General features: G+C 71.7%; 13 protein-coding genes and 1 tRNA gene. 4 read left to right on the top strand and 10 right to left on the bottom strand.

The features are described 5' to 3' along the window. Positions 1-131: 131 nt before the first annotated feature. From ACS3YM_RS18495 to ACS3YM_RS18480, 4 genes are all read right to left on the bottom strand, one after another. Complete coding sequence (locus ACS3YM_RS18495) at positions 132-1,142, bottom strand: TrmB family transcriptional regulator (RefSeq protein WP_439937905.1); 1,011 nt, start codon at positions 1,140-1,142, stop codon at positions 132-134. 128 nt (positions 1,143-1,270) lie between these two features. After that, the gene (locus ACS3YM_RS18490) at positions 1,271-3,121 is read right to left on the bottom strand and encodes a phosphoenolpyruvate carboxykinase (GTP) (protein ID WP_439937904.1); all 1,851 of its coding nucleotides are present in this window, start codon (positions 3,119-3,121) and stop codon (positions 1,271-1,273) included. Positions 3,122-3,268: 147 nt separating this feature from the next. Next, positions 3,269-5,521 (bottom strand): putative bifunctional diguanylate cyclase/phosphodiesterase, encoded by a 2,253-nt coding sequence (locus tag ACS3YM_RS18485; RefSeq protein WP_439937903.1) that lies wholly within the window; start codon positions 5,519-5,521, stop codon positions 3,269-3,271. A gap of 38 nt (positions 5,522-5,559) precedes the next feature. After that, positions 5,560-7,398, bottom strand: a complete 1,839-nt coding sequence (locus ACS3YM_RS18480) for a phosphoenolpyruvate carboxykinase (GTP) (RefSeq protein WP_439937902.1) — start codon at positions 7,396-7,398, stop codon at positions 5,560-5,562. Positions 7,399-7,602: 204 nt separating this feature from the next. On the opposite strand from ACS3YM_RS18480, the gene ACS3YM_RS18475 reads away from it, so the two are divergent. Further along, positions 7,603-7,675: transfer RNA gene (locus ACS3YM_RS18475), tRNA-Arg, on the top strand. 36 nt (positions 7,676-7,711) lie between these two features. On the opposite strand, the gene ACS3YM_RS18470 is transcribed toward ACS3YM_RS18475, so the two are convergent. Both ACS3YM_RS18470 and speB read right to left on the bottom strand, forming a co-directional pair. Further along, the gene (locus tag ACS3YM_RS18470; protein WP_439937901.1) at positions 7,712-7,867 is read right to left on the bottom strand and encodes a hypothetical protein; all 156 of its coding nucleotides are present in this window, start codon (positions 7,865-7,867) and stop codon (positions 7,712-7,714) included. A gap of 94 nt (positions 7,868-7,961) precedes the next feature. Beyond that, on the bottom strand, positions 7,962-8,972 hold the full coding sequence (gene speB, locus ACS3YM_RS18465; RefSeq protein WP_439937900.1) for an agmatinase: 1,011 nt from the start codon (positions 8,970-8,972) through the stop codon (positions 7,962-7,964). 103 nt (positions 8,973-9,075) lie between these two features. Here speB and ACS3YM_RS18460 point away from each other — a divergent pair, with 103 nt between their 5' ends. Continuing rightward, positions 9,076-10,467 (top strand): WS/DGAT/MGAT family O-acyltransferase, encoded by a 1,392-nt coding sequence (locus ACS3YM_RS18460; RefSeq protein WP_439937899.1) that lies wholly within the window; start codon positions 9,076-9,078, stop codon positions 10,465-10,467. Positions 10,468-10,477: 10 nt separating this feature from the next. On the opposite strand, the gene ACS3YM_RS18455 is transcribed toward ACS3YM_RS18460, so the two are convergent. Continuing rightward, positions 10,478-10,711: a hypothetical protein gene (locus tag ACS3YM_RS18455; protein WP_439937898.1), complete on the bottom strand. Its 234-nt coding sequence runs from the start codon at positions 10,709-10,711 to the stop codon at positions 10,478-10,480. After that, complete coding sequence (locus tag ACS3YM_RS18450; RefSeq protein WP_439937897.1) at positions 10,708-11,418, bottom strand: RNA polymerase sigma factor; 711 nt, start codon at positions 11,416-11,418, stop codon at positions 10,708-10,710. Before ACS3YM_RS18450 ends, ACS3YM_RS18455 begins: the two co-directional genes overlap by 4 nt. Before the next feature lie 110 nt (positions 11,419-11,528). Between ACS3YM_RS18450 and ACS3YM_RS18445 the strand changes: the two genes are divergently transcribed. Together ACS3YM_RS18445 and ACS3YM_RS18440 are read left to right on the top strand one after the other, a co-directional pair. Continuing rightward, positions 11,529-12,242, top strand: a complete 714-nt coding sequence (locus ACS3YM_RS18445) for a hypothetical protein (RefSeq protein ID WP_439937896.1) — start codon at positions 11,529-11,531, stop codon at positions 12,240-12,242. Between the two features lie 16 nt (positions 12,243-12,258). Continuing rightward, the gene (locus ACS3YM_RS18440; protein WP_439937895.1) at positions 12,259-12,711 is read left to right on the top strand and encodes a hypothetical protein; all 453 of its coding nucleotides are present in this window, start codon (positions 12,259-12,261) and stop codon (positions 12,709-12,711) included. Here the strand turns inward: ACS3YM_RS18440 and glyA are convergent. Together glyA and ACS3YM_RS18430 are read right to left on the bottom strand one after the other, a co-directional pair. Next, complete coding sequence (gene glyA / locus ACS3YM_RS18435; RefSeq protein WP_439937894.1) at positions 12,689-14,020, bottom strand: serine hydroxymethyltransferase; 1,332 nt, start codon at positions 14,018-14,020, stop codon at positions 12,689-12,691. The genes ACS3YM_RS18440 and glyA overlap by 23 nt on opposite strands. A 25-nt stretch (positions 14,021-14,045) precedes the next feature. Then, entirely contained in the window at positions 14,046-15,158 is a 1,113-nt protein-coding gene (locus tag ACS3YM_RS18430) for a GDSL-type esterase/lipase family protein (protein ID WP_439937893.1), read from the bottom strand. Positions 15,159-15,182: the final 24 nt, after the last annotated feature.

Genomic DNA, 15,182 nt, shown 5'->3' with positions numbered 1-15,182 from the left:
AGTGAAGAGCTGGGACACGGACCCCTCAACCCCCCACGAGTTCTGGTCCGGACGGCTTCCCCCACAGGCCCGTCCCAGCACGAGGGCAGCAGCTCGTCGAGCTGCTGCCCTCGACTTGTGTCCCGTGGTCGCTACTTCCCGGCCGGTTCCTCGGTCTCCCGGCCGGAGATCCCCCGCTTGCCCATCTCGTAGCCGAGCTGGAACCGGGTCTCGACCTCGAACTCGTTCTTGAGGTCGGCGACGTAGCCGGCATAGGTCCGTGGGCTGACGCCGAGGCGCTTGGCGCCCGCCGGATCGGCCCGGCCCTCGAGGAGCATCCGGATGGTCATCGCGCGCTGCTCGGCCGCGATGTCGCGCATCAGCGACGTCTCGCTGCTGGTGAAGGGACGCGCCCGCTCCCAGTGCCGCTCGAACATGTCGACCAGGTAGCCCACCATCGACCGGTCGTTGATCACCATCGCCGTGTCGAGGCCCTCGTGGCCCGGGATGAGCGCGACCCGGCGGTCCACCACGATGAGCCGGTTGAAGAACTCGTCGAGGGTGCGGACCTCGGCGCCGGCGGCGGTCACCGCGGCGACGTACTTGCGGGTGTCGGCCCCGCGCCGGGCCGCGTGCTGGTAGAGCGTGCGCATCTTCACGCCGCGCTTGAGGGCGGCGATGTCGCGCGTGCCGACGCCGGCGTCGAGCTGCTTGACGCCGCGGCGGTACTGGGGCTGGGCGGTGAGCAGCTCCTCCTCGGCGTCGCTGACCAGCGAGTCGAGGAAGTTGCCGATCGTGCTCACACCACGGATCGTGGCCAGCGGGCCGCCGACCGCGCTGGGCGAGCGGCGCCAGACGTGGGACAGGGTGCTGAAGGCCTGGGCCCAGTGGGCGGACTCGGCGATCAGCTCCGCGCCCTGCTGCCCGAGCGGCGCCACGACCTGGGCCTGCACGGCAGCCGGGTCGACGGCGCGCCACTGGGTGCCGTCCTCGCCCTTGGTGACGAGGCCGACATCGACCAGCAGCTCGAAGACCTGGTGCAGCTCGCCGCTCCTGGTGATGCGCTTGTCCGCCGCGCTGATGCCGCCCGAGGTCACGATCTCCTCGTAGAGCGGAGCGGCCTGCTCCTCGAACAGACCACGTTCGTGCTGCCCCAAGGGCATGACCCACCTCCTGTCCCACCAGCCCCGTGTGAGGATCGTGCCACACCTACCACAACGGCCACGTCCGCAACCGCAACCGGCCCGCCTCCGGGTGAGCTGGAGACGGGCCGGTGGTGCGCAGCGGGAGATCAGGCGTCGAGGCGCGCCTTCAGCGTGTCGAGCTCGCTCCACAGCACGGCCGGGAGGTCGTCGCCGAACTTCTCGAACCACTCCTCGATCTGCGGCAGCTCGGCCTTCCACTCCTCCACGTCGACCGCGAGGGCCTGGGCGAGCTGGTCGTCGGTGAGGTCGAGGCCCTCGACGTCGAGCGAGCCGGGCGCCGGCACGTGGCCGATCGGGGTCTCGACCGCGGCGGCCTGGCCGTCGATGCGCTCGATGACCCACTTGAGGACGCGGCTGTTCTCGCCGAAGCCCGGCCACAGGAAGTCGCCGTCGGCACCCCGGCGGAACCAGTTGACGTAGAACATCTTGGGCAGCTTGGCGGCGTCGTGGTCCTTCCCCATGGAGACCCAGTGGTTGAAGTAGTCGCCGGCGTTGTAGCCGATGAAGGGCAGCATCGCCATCGGGTCGCGGCGCACCACGCCGACCGCGCCGACCGCGGCCGCGGTGGTCTCGGACGAGAGGGTCGCGCCCATGAAGGTGCCGTGGTTCCAGTCGCGGGCCTCGGTCACCAGCGGGATCGTCGTCTTGCGACGGCCACCGAAGAGGATCGCGTCGATCGGCACGCCGCGCGGGTCGTCGTACTCGTCGGCGAGGATCGAGCACTGCTTGATCGGGGTGCAATAGCGGCTGTTGGCGTGGCTGGACAGCTCGTCGCTGTCCGGCGTCCAGGGCTCGCCCTTCCAGCTCGTGGCCTCGGCGGGCGTGTTCTCCAGGCCCTCCCACCACACGTTGCCGTCAGGGGTGAGCGCCACGTTGGTGAAGACCGAGTTGCCCTTGCGGATGGTCTCCATCGCGTGCGGGTTGGTGTGCTCGTTGGTGCCCGGGGCGACGCCGAAGAACCCGAACTCGGGGTTGACGGCCCACAGGCGGCCGTCCTCGCCGATGCGCATCCACGCGATGTCGTCACCGATGGCCTCGACGGTCCAGCCGGGGATGGTGGGCTTGAGCATCGCGAGGTTGGTCTTGCCGCACGCGCTCGGGAAGGCCGCGGCGACGTACTTGGTGACGCCCTGCGGCGAGGTGAGCTTGAGGATGAGCATGTGCTCGGCCAACCAGCCCTCGTCGCGCGCCATGACGGAGGCGATGCGCAGCGCGTAGCACTTCTTGCCGAGCAGCGCGTTGCCGCCGTAGCCCGAGCCGAAGCTCCAGATCATCCGCTCCTCGGGGAACTGGACGATGTACTTGGTGTCGTTGCACGGCCACGCCACGTCGTCCTGGCCGGGCTCGAGCGGCATGCCGACCGAGTGCAGCGCGGGGACCCACTGCGGGTCCTCGCCGGCGGCCTCGAGCTCCTCGATGCGGTCGAGGACCTCGGTGCCCATGCGGGCCATGACGCGCATCGAGACGGTGACGTAGGCGGAGTCGGTGATCTCGATGCCGAACATCGGCTTCTCGGCGTCGACGTGGCCCATCACGAAGGGGATGACGTACATCGTGCGGCCCCGCATGCAGCCGGCGTAGAGCCCGCGCATGAGGTCCTTCATCTTCTCCGGGTCCATCCAGTTGTTGGTGGGACCGGCGTCTCGCTCGTCGACCGAGCAGATGTAGGTGCGGTCCTCGACCCGGGCCACGTCGGTGGGGTCGGAGGCGGCGTGGAACGAGTTGGGCATCACGTCGGGGTTGAGGCGCGTGAACGTGCCCGTCGCCTCGAGGGAGCGGGTCAGCTGCTCCCACTCCTCGTCGGAGCCGGTGCACCAGTGGATGCTCTCGGGCTGGGTGAGCTCGGCGACCTCGGCGACCCAGGCGAGGATGCCGGGGTGGGTGGTCGGTGCCGGCTGGCTGCCGTGCGTCGTCTGGGTGTCGATGGTGGCGGTCATGACCGTTTCCTTCAGGGTGCGTCGCGGTTGGTTCGCGCGGCCTCGTTGTCGGCGACTTGCGCCGGACGCTAGCCCTTGTGAATGCACGCACATATTGGATCGATCACAGACATGTGACGCGGGTCTCGCTACCTCCGGGTATGCCTGTCAGCCGCTCGGGGGACTCGTCGCGCGGGACGGGAGGTGGGCCGCGACGAACTCGTCGTACGGCACCGGCTTGCCGATCAGGTAGCCCTGGGCGAAGTCGACGCCCTCCTGCCGGCACACCCGCAGGATCTCCGGCTCCGAGACGAACTCGGCCACCGTCCGCTTGCCGAGGTCGCGGGCGATGCCGACGATCGAGCGCATGATGGTGCGGTCGACCGGCGACTCGTGCACGTGCGCCACGAACTCCCCGTCGATCTTCACGTAGTCGAAGAACAGGTGCTTGAGGTAGTAGAAGGAACCGAACCCGGCACCGAAGTCGTCGAGGGCGAAGGCGCAGCCGAGCTCGGTCATCCGCTCGGCGAACAGCCGCGCGAGCGCCACGTCGGCCACGGCCGCCGTCTCGGTGATCTCGAGGATCAGCGCCGACGGGTCGACGCCGTGCCGCGCGAGCGCGTCGACGATGGCGCCCTCGATGTCGGGGTGGCCGATGGAGTGGCCGGACAGGTTGACCTCGAACTCGAAGTCCGGGTCGTGGTCCCGGCGCAGGCGCGCCAGCATCTCGAGGCTCTTGTCGACCACCCACGCGTCCACCTGGGGCATCAGCCCGACGCGCTCGGCGATGTAGACGAACCGCGACGGCGGCACCAGCTCGTCCTGGTCGCGCAACCGCAGCAGCACCTCGGCGGAGCTGATCCGGCCGTCGGCGATGTTCATGATCGGTTGCAGGTGCAGCTCGAAGCGGTCCTCCGCCAGCGCCGCCTCGATGCGGCTCTGCCAGTGGAGCCGCGCCGCGGTCCGCGGGCCGCGGGCGTCGCCCTCGGGCAGTACGACGGCGCGGTTGCGGCCCGCCTCCTTGGCGTCGTACATCGTCATGTCGGCGAGGGCGAGCACGTCGGCGGCGTGCTCGGACGCCGCCCGGAAGGTCACCGCCCCGACGCTCGCAGTGACGCGGCGGGCGACGCCGTCGAGGGTGGCGGCGTGCATGCCGATCCGCTCGACCACGAGTTCGGCCACGCGCTGGGCGTCGGCCTGGTCGCCGTCGGTGAGCATGATGGCGAACTCGTCACCCCCGAGCCGGGCCACCACGTCCGTGCTCCGGATCGAGCGTCGCAGCAGGCCGGAGATCGTGACGAGCAGCTGGTCGCCGGCGTTGTGGCCGAGCGTGTCGTTGACCTGCTTGAAGTTGTCGAGGTCGAGCAGGAGCAGGGCGCCGGTGGGTCCGTGGCGACGGCACCGGTCGAGGTGCCGCTCGAGCTCGCCCTCGAAGCGCCGGCGGTTGGCCAGCCCGGTGAGCACGTCGTGGTCGGCCAGGTGGGCGAGCCGGTCGAGGTAGCGCCGCCGGTCGGAGATGTCGACGACGTTGACCATCACGATCTCGCCCATGACCCGGTCGCCCACCACGGCGCTGCTGAGGGCGACGCTGACGTCGTTGCCGCCGGAGTCGCGCAGCGTGCACTCGGTGTCGAGCGGCTCCCCGCGGACCTGCATCAACCGGCTCAGGTGGTCCTCGATGCGTCCCTCACCCGGCGTCTCGAAGTCCCGCAGCCGGTGCCCGACCATGTCCGGGGGGTCGAGGCCCACGAGCACCGCCATCGAGATGTTGACGCGGATGATCGTGCCGTCCGTGTCGAGGAGGGCGACACCGTGCGGGGCGTCCTCGAAGAGCCGCTCGACGCGCTCGTTGGCGGTGCGCGCGCGGCGGCTCTGCCGATCGAGGTCGCGCACCATGCGCTGGACCACAGGCGCGATCACCAGCGCGACCGACGCCCACACGACGGCCCTGCGCCAGTCGCCGAGCGCATAGCCGGGCGGGCCGATGAGGAGGATCGGGATGGCGAACGTCAGCACGGCGAGCCCGCTGGCCACCCACAGCTCACGCCGGGTGCCGGTGACGGCAAGCCACAGGATGGGCAGCAGAAGGACGACCGTCATCCCGGACGACGTGCCACCCGCACCCGCACCCGCGGCGTCATGGAGCAGCGCTCCATAGGGGAAGAGCAGGTACGCCGCCAGCGGGTCGAGCCACGAGCGTTGCTCGCGGCGCTGGCTCGCGACGTAGACCAGCACCACCGACGCCAGGCTGAGGACGGCCAGCCCGGCGACCCACCACGGCCTCTCGTAAGGCGGCAGCAGCACGGTCACGAGACCGATGAGGGCCACGACCGCGAAGGGCACGGCCACGGCGGGCGTGCCTCGCCGCAGGTCGTGGTAGGAGGAGCCTGGTGCGGCGGACCCCGAGACAAGACGTCGCACCCGGCCATCGTAGGGGAACCGGGTGGGACGCCCTGGTGTCAGTCCTCGGCGTCGAGGTCGGCGGCGACCCGGCGGTGGGCCTCCCAGATCTCCTCGGGCATGCGGTCGAACTGGGACAGGTGCTCCTCGCGGAAGCCCATCTCCTGCTGCCAGCGCTCCTTGTCGATCGTGAGGATCCGCTCGAGGTCCTCGGCAGGGACGTCCATCCCGGTGAGGTCGAGCTCCTCCTCGGCGGGCAGGATGCCCACGGCCGTACGCCGGCCCTTGACCTCGCCGTTCTTGAGCTGCAGCAGCCACAGCAGCGGGCGCAGGTTGTCGCGGTAGCCGGGCCACAGGAAGTGGCCGTCCTCGGGGTCGCGCTGGAACCAGTTGACGTGCGCGAAGATCGGCTGCTCCTTCGCCGCTCCGACCACGTCGAGGTAGTGCCGCGCGTAGTCGCCCTCGCCATAGGCCATGAACGGCCGGTTCGACATCGGGTCGTAGCGCAGCTGGCCGTCGACGCCCTCGGCGGCGAAGGTCGCCTCCGCGCCGAGCGTGAGACCGTCGTAGACGCCCTCGGCGAGGTCGGTGATCGCGCGGATCAGCGGCTCGCGGTCGCGGGTGCGGCCGCCGAAGATGATCGCGTCGATCGGCACGCCCGCGGGCTCGTCGTAGTCGGGCGCGATGTTGGGCACGTTGTCGAGCGTGGTCGTGAAGCGGCTGTTGGGGTGCGCCCAGGCCGCGGTGTCGTTGTCCTTGCGGTCGGCCAGCGGCGCGCCGGTCCAGTCGAGCCAGCCGTGCACGTCGCTCGGCGGCTTGGGGGTCTTGCCCTCCCACCACACCTCGCCCGTGCTGGGGTTGTAGGCGACGTTGGTGAAGATCGTCTGCGTGCCCTCGGCGATGGAGGAGAGCGCATTGGGGTTGGTGGTCTCGTTGGTGTCCTTGGCGACGCCGAAGACGCCGTACTCCGGGTTCATGCCCATCAGGCGACCCGTCTCCTGGTCGACCCACAGCCAGGCGATGTCGTCGCCGTAGAACGACACGTGGTAGCGGTCGCCCAGCGCGTCGGGCGCCGCCATCATCGCCAGGTTGGTCTTGCCGGAGGCGCTCGGGAAGCCGCCGCAGACGTGGTAGGTCTTCCCCGTCTCCTTGTCGTGGATCCCGATGAGCATGTACTGCTCGGCGAGGAACTTCTTGCTGGCCCAGCCGTCGTACGCCCCCTGCCGCAGGCCGTGCGCAATCTTGCCGAGCAGCGCGTTGCCGCCGTAGGACGAGCCGAAGTGCAGGATCGTGCGCTCGTCGGCGACGGTCACGAAGTAGCGCTGGTCGTCGGGGGTGCCCTGGCCGAGGTGCTCCAGGTCACCGGTGACGTGGACCGCGCGGACGAAGGAGTCCGGGTCCTCGAGGTCGTTGACGAACTGCACGCCGACGCGCGACATCCGGATCATGTGGAGCACGACGGTGCGGGTGTCGGTCAGCTCGACGCCCGCGGCCCACGGGGCGAGCTCGTTGCCGGGGGGCGCCATCAGGTAAGGGATGACGTACATCGTCTTGCCCTCCGACGCTCCGCGCATCCGGTCGTGCAGCATCGGCTTCATCTCCGAGGCCGGACGCCAGTTGTTGTAGACGCCCTTGTCCTTCTCGTCGTTGGTCGCGACGATGGTCCGCTCCTCGGAGCGGGCAGTGTCCTTGTAGTAGCTGCGCGAGTAGTAGCGGCCCTCGCCCGCCATCTCCAGCTCGCCGGCGGCGACGGCCTCCTCGAGGAGCCGGGCGTCGTCGGAGGCGTTGACCACCTCGACGTGCTCCGCGCCGGTCAGCTCGGCGTACTCCTTCACGAACTCACGGACCTGGGGGTTCGTCAGTCCTGCTTCGTCCAGGACTGCCTCGAGATCTGCCATCGCGCTGCCTCTCATCGGGTGCGGCGGTCCCCCGCCTCTCGGTCTGGTGTCTGCACCCTAGGGCACCGTTCAGGTGGCTGACCGGGGCAGAAGTCCCGACTGCACGGGGAAGGTCCCGGCGGAGGCGCCCGCTCCCTGATTTCGCCCACTCCCTCGGCGTCGGCTATCCTCGTCGAGTCCTCGCGCCGCTGGTGCGAACGACGGGCGCCTGTAGCTCAACGGATAGAGCATCTGACTACGGATCAGAAGGTTTGGGGTTCGAATCCCTACAGGCGCGCAGATGTAACAGCCCGGTCGATGACCGGGCTGTTCGTCATTTCACGGTGTGATGCCTGGCGCTGTAGCCGCGCTGCTGTCGACCCACCTCGAAGAGGGCCAGCAGCATCCCGACCACCACGAGCGTGGCGAGGATGAGCAGCAGCGCCGCGTAGACGGCGGGCGACCAACCGTGCTGGACGTACTGGTGCATAGGGACCTCCCGGAGTCGTCGGTGACCCCACGGTCCCGTGCGGCCACGGGTCGCCGGCAGGTCCGAAAGACCCTCACCCACGAGCCCAGCGTCCCTACCTGTCCAGGAGCGGCCGCGCGGGGTCCCAGGTGGTGCCGTCGCGCTCGTCGCGGCGCTTGCGGGCGATCGCGGAGAGGGCTTCGAGGACCACGCGGTTGGCGAGGGCGGCGGTGATGTCGGCGTGGTCGTAGGGCGGGCTGACCTCCACCACGTCGACCCCGACCACCGGCAGCTCGAGGCAGATGCGGCGTACGGAGTCGAGCAGCTCGCGGGCGGTGAGGCCGCCAGGCTCCGGGGTGCCCGTGCCCGGCGCGTGGCCGGGGTCGCACACGTCGATGTCGACGGAGAGGAAGACGCCCTCGCACTCGTTGGTGGCGATCCTGAAGGCCTCGGTCAGGCACTCGGTCAGGCCGCGGTGGACGATCTCGGTCATCTCGTAGGACCGCATCCTCTCCGCGGCCATCCGGTCGAGGGTCGCGGGCCCGGGCCAGTAGCCGCGCAGCCCCACCTGGAGGAACCGGTCACCGCGCAGCGCGCCCGACTCGATCAGCCGGCGCATCGGCTGGCCGTGGCCCCACAGCGAGCCGAACTCGATGTCGCCGGTGTCGGCGTGCGCGTCGAAGTGGATCATCGAGACCCGGCCGTGGCCGAGCACGTTGGCCACGCCCTTCGCGTCCGGGTAGGCGATGGAGTGGTCGCCGCCGAGGACGACCGGGATCGCGCCCGCCCGCGCCACCTTCTCGACCGCGGCCTCGAGCACGCCGAGCGCCCTCTCGATGTCGCCCGGCGGCATCTCGACGTCGCCGGCGTCGACGACCCGCAAGTCCTGCAGCCCGTCGGTGCGCAGCGCCAGCGAGGGACGGGAGCCGTCGTGCGGGAGGTAGTCGGTCATCCGGATCGCCTGCGGGCCGAACCTGGTGCCGGGCCGGTGGGAGGTGCCACCGTCGAACGGCGCGCCCACGACGACCACGTCGGCGCCGGCGTACGACGACTCGTCCTCGAGGTCGCAGGCGGGCACGCCGAGAAAGGTGATGTCGGGACCGAACTGTGCGCCGTAGCGGGCCATGTGCTGACTCTAGGACCGGCGACCCGGCCGAGAGGCCGATCGGCCCGCGGACGGTGGTCCAACGGCGCTGGCCCGGTGGGCGGCCGACTCCAAGACTGGGGGAATGGAACGCCTGACCCCCTTGGCCACCGCCTTCCTGGACGCCGAGGACGTGGACCCGAGGTCGTCGCTCGCCATCGGTTCCCTGTGCGTCTTCGAGGGACCGGCACCGACGTACGACGAGCTCGTCGAGATGGTCGCCGGACGCCTCCCCCTCATCCCGCGCTACCGGCAAAAGCTGCACAGCGTCCCGCTCGGCCTGGCGGCGCCGGTGTGGGTCGACGACCCGGACTTCGACATCAGGTGGCACGTCCGCAACACCGCCCTGCCGGCCCCGGGCGGGCCGGAGGAGATCGGCCGGCTGATGAGCCGGGTGATGTCGCGGCGGATGAACCGGGACCGGCCGCTGTGGGAGTACTGGTTCTGCGAGGGGTTGCCCGACGGCCGGTGGGCGCTGCTGTCCAAGCTGCACCACAGCCTCGTCGACGGCGTTTCCGGGACGGACCTCTACCGGCTGGTGCTGGACCCGACCCCGGCGCCGCGTCCCGCCGTGCCCGATGAGTGGGCCCCGGCGAGTGCCCCCTCGGCGGTGGCCCTGACGGCGCAGGCCGCGTGGGAGCTCGTCACCTCCCCGGTGACGACCGCACGGGCCGTGGCCGGCGCCCTGGCCGCGCCACGGCGGCTCGCGCGTACGACGTCGGCAACCGCCAGCGGGCTGCTTGCGATGGCCACGGCCCTGCGCCCGGTGCGACCCACCTCGCTGACCGGACCCCTCGAGGGAAGCCGCCGTTATGCGTGGACGGACGTGTCCCTCACGGACGTGCGCGCGGTCCGGCGGGCGTACGGCGTCACCGTGAACGACGTGGCGCTGGCGGTGCTGAGCGGCGGGTTCCGGCTGCTGCTCCTCTCGCGCGGCGAGGAGCCCAAAGCGCGCGCCCTGCGCTCCCTGGTGCCGGTCTCGACGCGCGAGCCCGGTGCCGAGGCGATCCTCGACAACCGTGTCTCGCTGATGCTGCCCTACCTGCCGGTCGACCTGGCCGATCCGGTGGAGCGCCTCGGAGCGGTGCGCGAGAGGGTCATCGACCTGCGCGAGCACCACGAGCCCGAGGCCGGCGGAAGCGTCACGGCGGCTGCCGGCCTGGTCCCGTTCCCGCCGGTCTCCTGGGGCATCCGCCTGGGGCTGCGGCTCCCCCAACGGCAGGTCGCCACGGTGACCACGAACGTCCCGGGTCCCCGCACGACGCTGTACGCCCTGGGCCGCGAGGCGCTGCAGATCCTGCCCTACGTCCCGATCGCCGACCGGGTCCGGATCGGGGTGGCGATCTTCTCCTACCGCGACACCCTAACCTTCGGCATCACCGGCGACTACGACACGGCGCCCGACCTCGGGGTGCTCGCCGACGGCATCTCCTCGTCGATGGCGGAGCTGGTGGCGGCCGCGGGCCAGGACGACTGAGCACCAGGCGTCAGACCCCGTCCTCGTCCAGCAGCTCCTGGAGGGTGGCGGCCTCCTCCGCGCAGGCGCCGCACCCGGCCAGGTGGGCGACCATCGCGGGGTCCTCGAACTCCGCGTCGGCGCGCCTGCGCTCGACGTACACGTCCAGCTGCGCGAAGCAGTCGTCGCAGGAGAGGTAGGGGCTGGTGTCGACCAGCAGGCCGGCGATCGTCTCGGCGCTGAGGTCGCGGGTCGGGTCGCTCATGGTGTGCTCCGGTGGGTGCGGTCGTCGAGGTGGCCGCTGTCGACGAGGGCGGCTCGCAGTCGGCGGCGGGCGTCGTGCAGGGTCTTGTAGAGGGCGTTGCGCGTGCTGCCCAGCCGCTCGGCCAGCACGTCGATCGGCACCTCCTCGACCAGCAGCGCGAGGGCGACGCGACGCTGGTGCGGCGTGAGCTCGGTGGCGATCGCCGCCCGGAGTGCTTCGGCCAGCTGTACGCCCTCACTGTGCGCCTCCGGGCCGGGCGAGGTGTCGACGAACGGCAGCCCGTCGGGGAGGTGCACCTCCCGGTGCCGCCACGCCTGGCGGCGGACGGCGACGCCGGCGTGCAGGATCCCGAACTTGTAGGCCCACGTGGTGAAGCGGCTGCGTCCCTCGAAGGTGGGCAGCTGGCGCAGCACCGCGACCAAGGCGTCGTCCGCGGCCTGCTGGGCCAGGTCCTCCAGGTCGCCGGCGCCGGCTCCGGGGAGCAGGTCGCGCAGGCGCCAGACCTGGTGGCGAGCGGCACGCAGGAGCAGCTGGTGCAGGCGTGCCTGCGCCAGCTGACCGGCCGGGCCGGCGTCGAACAGGTCGCCCCGCCAGGCCTCGTCCGAGGGCGGCGGGGGCACCACGTCCGGGGTGGCGGGTTCCACGGTCGTCACGGTGCCACCTCCGCGGTGCGCGGGGAACCCCGGCTCGAGCAGCTCGACGGTCATGCCCTGTGGGTGTCGCTCCGCGGCGAGGTCTTACCCCGCGGCCGCCGGTAAGAACCGGTGCGCCCGCGGACACCAACAGGCGATCACCCTTCACCACCCAGGAGGCACAGATGCCCAGATCGCCGCTGTCCCACCGTCCCGGCAGGATCCTCGCCCTGCTCGCCGGGCTCGCGCTCGTCGCCACCATGACCAGCGGCCTCGCTGCGGGACAGACCGCCCCGACGGCCCACCAGTCCGGGACGCATGCCCACCCGTCGGCCATGCAGGAGACGTCGGCGACCTCGCTCGACGCGGCCGCGTTCCACGACCGGATGCGCAAGCTCTGGGAGGACCACGTCACCTGGACCCGCCTGGCGATCGTCACGTTCGCGGACGGATCGGCGGGCTTCGACGCCACCGCCGCGCGCCTGATGAGGAACCAGAAGGACATCGGCGACGCGATCAAGCCGTTCTACGGCAAGGCCGCCGGCCACCAGCTCACCGCCCTGCTCGAGGACCACATCGGCATCGCCGTCGAGCTCCTGCAGGCCGCCCAGTCAGGCGACTACGCCGCCTTCGCGAGGGCGAAGAGGGGCTGGTACGCCAACGCCGACGACATCGCCGGCTTCCTCACGCGGGCCAACCCCCACTACTGGCCCCGCGCTGCCATGCGCGCCGCGATGAGGGGCCACCTCGACATGACCCTCGCCGAGGCCAGCCACGAGCTCACCGGGCAGTACGCCGCGAGCGTGGCGGACTACGAGGAGGTCCACCACCACATCCTCGGCATGGCCGACGTCCTCAGCAGCGGCATCGTCCGCGCCTTCCCCCGTCGCTTCCACTGACCCGAAAGGAACCACCATGACCACCACCACCGCCCCTGGGAGCACCCGGACCGGCCAGGGCGCCGAGCGCGCCTTCCTGCTGCTGCGAACCGTGTTCACCGTCGCACCGATCGCGTTCGGCCTCGACAAGTTCGCCGGGCTCCTCACCGGCGACTGGGAGAAGTACCTCGCCCCCTGGATCAACGACCTCGTCCCCGGCAACGCCCACGACGCGATGCTGGCCGTCGGCGTCGTCGAGGTCGTGGCCGGGCTCGCCGTTGCGGTCGTCCCGCGATTCGGCGCCCTCCTGGTCGCCGGCTGGCTGGCCGGGATCATCGTCGACCTGGTCACCCTGGGCGACTACTACGACGTCGCGCTGCGCGACTTCGGCCTGCTCGTCGGGGCCCTCGCCCTGGCGCTGCTCGCCCTCGACCGCGACGACGCCACCCGCCCGCGCCGGGCGCCGGTCAGTCGGGGCGATCGGTCGTGAAGTGGATGTCGCGGAAGCGGGCCCGCCACGCGGTGACCGCGTCCGCGACGTCCTCGGGCTCGCCCGTGAGGGCTCGCTCGATGAAGCCGGCCAGGGTGGGCATGTCGTCGACGGTCATGCCGAGACGCACGACCTCGGGCGTGCCGATGCGCAGCCCGTTGAGGTCGCCCTCGACCGGCGCGACCGGGAGGCCGATGCCGCAGGCGAGGAGGTTGGCGCGGCGCAGGCGTGCGGCGGCGGCCTGTCCGCCGCCGTAGGCCGCGGCCTCGACGGCGAGCTGGTGCGACTGCGTGGGCGCGGTGTCGCGGCGGTGGACGGGTACGCCGGCTGCGACCAGGTGGTCGGCGAGCGCTGCGGCGGTGTCGACCATGGCCCGCGCGTAGGCGGGACCGGCGACGAGCCAGTCGAGCATCGTCTGGGCCAGCGCGGCCGTCTTGCCGGCGTCGAAGTTGGCCGTGAGACCGGGGTAGGCGATGGCCTCGATGCGCTCGGCCAGTCCGGGGTCGGTGCCCAGCAACAAACCGCCGGGCGGTCCGCCCAGGCTCTTGTAGGTGCTCATCGACATCAGGTGGGCGCCCTCGTCGAGCGGGTTGGGCCACGCACCGCCGGCGATCACGCCTCCCAGGTGGGCGGCGTCGAAGAGGACGACGGCCCCGACCTCGTCGGCGATCTCCCGGATCGCTGCGACGGGGTGGTGGGTCAGGTTGAGGCTGCCCCCGACGGTGATCATGCGGGGCCGCACCTCACGCGCCAGCCCGGCCAGCGCCGTGAGGTCGACGGTGTAGGCGCCCGGGTCGATGGGGGCCGGGACGGTCCGCAGCCGGTAGAGCCCGGCGGCACCCGCACCGTGGTGCGTCACGTGGCCGGCGATGGACGGCGGTGGGGCGACGATGGTGTCACCGGGCTCGCAACAGGCCATGAAGGCGTACAGGTTGGCCAGCGCCCCGGACCCGACCCGCACCTCCGCGAAGGATGCGTGGAAGACCCGCGCCGCCAGCTCGGCGGCGAGCACCTCGATCTGCTCGATGGCCTCGAGCCCCGTCTCGTACTTCTCGCCGGGATAGCCCAGCGAGGCCCGCGAGCCGAGCCCCGCGGAGAGCATCGCCTCGGCGCGCGGGTTCATCCGGTTGGTCGCCGGGTTGAGGTTGAGGCAGGTCTCGTCGTGGATGCGAGCGTTCTCGGCCACGAGGTCGGCCAGCAGGGCCTGCACGCCGAGCGCGTCGAGGCTGTCCAGCGGAGCCGCCGAGGCGGCGACCCGGTCGCGGACGGCGTCGGGCAACCAGGGTCGGGGGGCCAGGGCCTCGCTCATGCCCCTACTCCTACCACTGGCCCAGCTACCAATCGCCCAGCGCCGCGAAACGCTCCCCGATGAGCCGGTGCGCGGCGGAGTCGGGGTGCAGGTTGTCGGGCAGCGGCAGCCGCTCGGCGTCGGCGGCGCCGTAGAGGCCCAGCCCGTCGACGTACGTCAGGTGCTTGTCGCCGCGCTGCTCGACGACCTCGGCGAGGACCTCGCGGACCACCTCGAGGGTGAGCGCGCCGCGGGCCGCGTCGGCGGGGTCGCCGGCGGCGACGAAGGCGAGGCGGCCCTCGCCGAGCGCGGCCATGTCCGGTGCGGTCGGGCCGGGCGCGGCCTCGTGGATGCCGCAGTGGACCGGCGAGATCAGCCGCACCGGGGTGTCGGGGTGTCCGTCGCGGATCGTGTCGAGGTAGCCGTGCACCGCGGGGCCGAGGGCCCGGCGCCGCATCAGGTCCTGGTTGACGACGTTGATGCCGAGCTTGAGGCTGATGAGGTCGGCCGGGACGTCGCGGATGGTGCGGGCGACGAACGGGTCGAGGAGCGCGCTGCCGCCGAGGCCGAGGTTGACCAGGTCGAGACCGGACAGCCGCGCGGCCACCACGGGCCACGGCTCGGTCGGGTGCGTCGCCACCGACCCGTGGCTGATCGAGCTGCCGTGGTGGACCCACCGGGGTCGGTCGGTGGGCAGGGCCGCCACGGGTGCGTCGGCGCGCAGGTCGACCAGCTCGGTCTGCTCGTCGTGGGGCAGCCAGACCTCGACGTCCTTCGGGCCTGCCGGCAGGGCGATCGTGAGCGTCGTCGGCTCGCCGGCGTGCAGGCTGCTGGCGCCGGTCATCATGTCGACGTCGAGGACGTTGCCGCCGGGCGCCTGGAGCCGTTCGACCAGCTCACCGTCGACGAGCACGTCGTACCAGCCGTCGGCGCGCTGCGGGGTGCCGACGTAGCGGCGCTTGGTGGGCAGGACGTCGAGCTCGAGGCGGGTGGCGTCGGTGCGCAGCGCCAGGCGTACGCCGGCGGGCTGGGCCTCGACGAGGTGGAGCTGCGGGTCGTCGGTCTGCGCCCTCGCCCACGCGGGGAGTCGGTGCGGCAGCAGGCCGCGGTCGGTGTGCTCGAGCTCGAGTGCTCCGCGCACGAGGGTCGGGTCGATCATCGGTCCTCCCAGGAGGTCAGCAGG

Origin of the sequence: Nocardioides sp. N13(2025) (assembly GCF_051912545.1) — a bacterium.
Classification (GTDB): domain Bacteria; phylum Actinomycetota; class Actinomycetes; order Propionibacteriales; family Nocardioidaceae; genus Nocardioides.
Note: the sequence above shows the minus strand (reverse complement) of the source record. Positions and strands in the feature narration are given on the sequence as shown.

Bases quoted from the DNA above. Each gene is read 5' to 3' on its own strand.
- ACS3YM_RS18495 (WP_439937905.1), bottom strand. From the start codon at position 1,142: ATGCCCTTGGGGCAGCACGAACGTGGTCTGTTCGAGGAGCAGGCCGCT.
- ACS3YM_RS18490 (WP_439937904.1), bottom strand. From the start codon at position 3,121: ATGACCGCCACCATCGACACCCAGACGACGCACGGCAGCCAGCCGGCA.
- ACS3YM_RS18480 (WP_439937902.1), bottom strand. From the start codon at position 7,398: ATGGCAGATCTCGAGGCAGTCCTGGACGAAGCAGGACTGACGAACCCC.
- ACS3YM_RS18470 (WP_439937901.1), bottom strand. From the start codon at position 7,867: ATGCACCAGTACGTCCAGCACGGTTGGTCGCCCGCCGTCTACGCGGCG.
- speB (WP_439937900.1), bottom strand. From the start codon at position 8,972: ATGGCCCGCTACGGCGCACAGTTCGGTCCCGACATCACCTTTCTCGGC.
- ACS3YM_RS18460 (WP_439937899.1), top strand. From the start codon at position 9,076: ATGGAACGCCTGACCCCCTTGGCCACCGCCTTCCTGGACGCCGAGGAC.
- ACS3YM_RS18455 (WP_439937898.1), bottom strand. From the start codon at position 10,711: ATGAGCGACCCGACCCGCGACCTCAGCGCCGAGACGATCGCCGGCCTG.
- ACS3YM_RS18450 (WP_439937897.1), bottom strand. From the start codon at position 11,418: ATGACCGTCGAGCTGCTCGAGCCGGGGTTCCCCGCGCACCGCGGAGGT.
- ACS3YM_RS18445 (WP_439937896.1), top strand. From the start codon at position 11,529: ATGCCCAGATCGCCGCTGTCCCACCGTCCCGGCAGGATCCTCGCCCTG.
- ACS3YM_RS18440 (WP_439937895.1), top strand. From the start codon at position 12,259: ATGACCACCACCACCGCCCCTGGGAGCACCCGGACCGGCCAGGGCGCC.
- glyA (WP_439937894.1), bottom strand. From the start codon at position 14,020: ATGAGCGAGGCCCTGGCCCCCCGACCCTGGTTGCCCGACGCCGTCCGC.
- ACS3YM_RS18430 (WP_439937893.1), bottom strand. From the start codon at position 15,158: ATGATCGACCCGACCCTCGTGCGCGGAGCACTCGAGCTCGAGCACACC.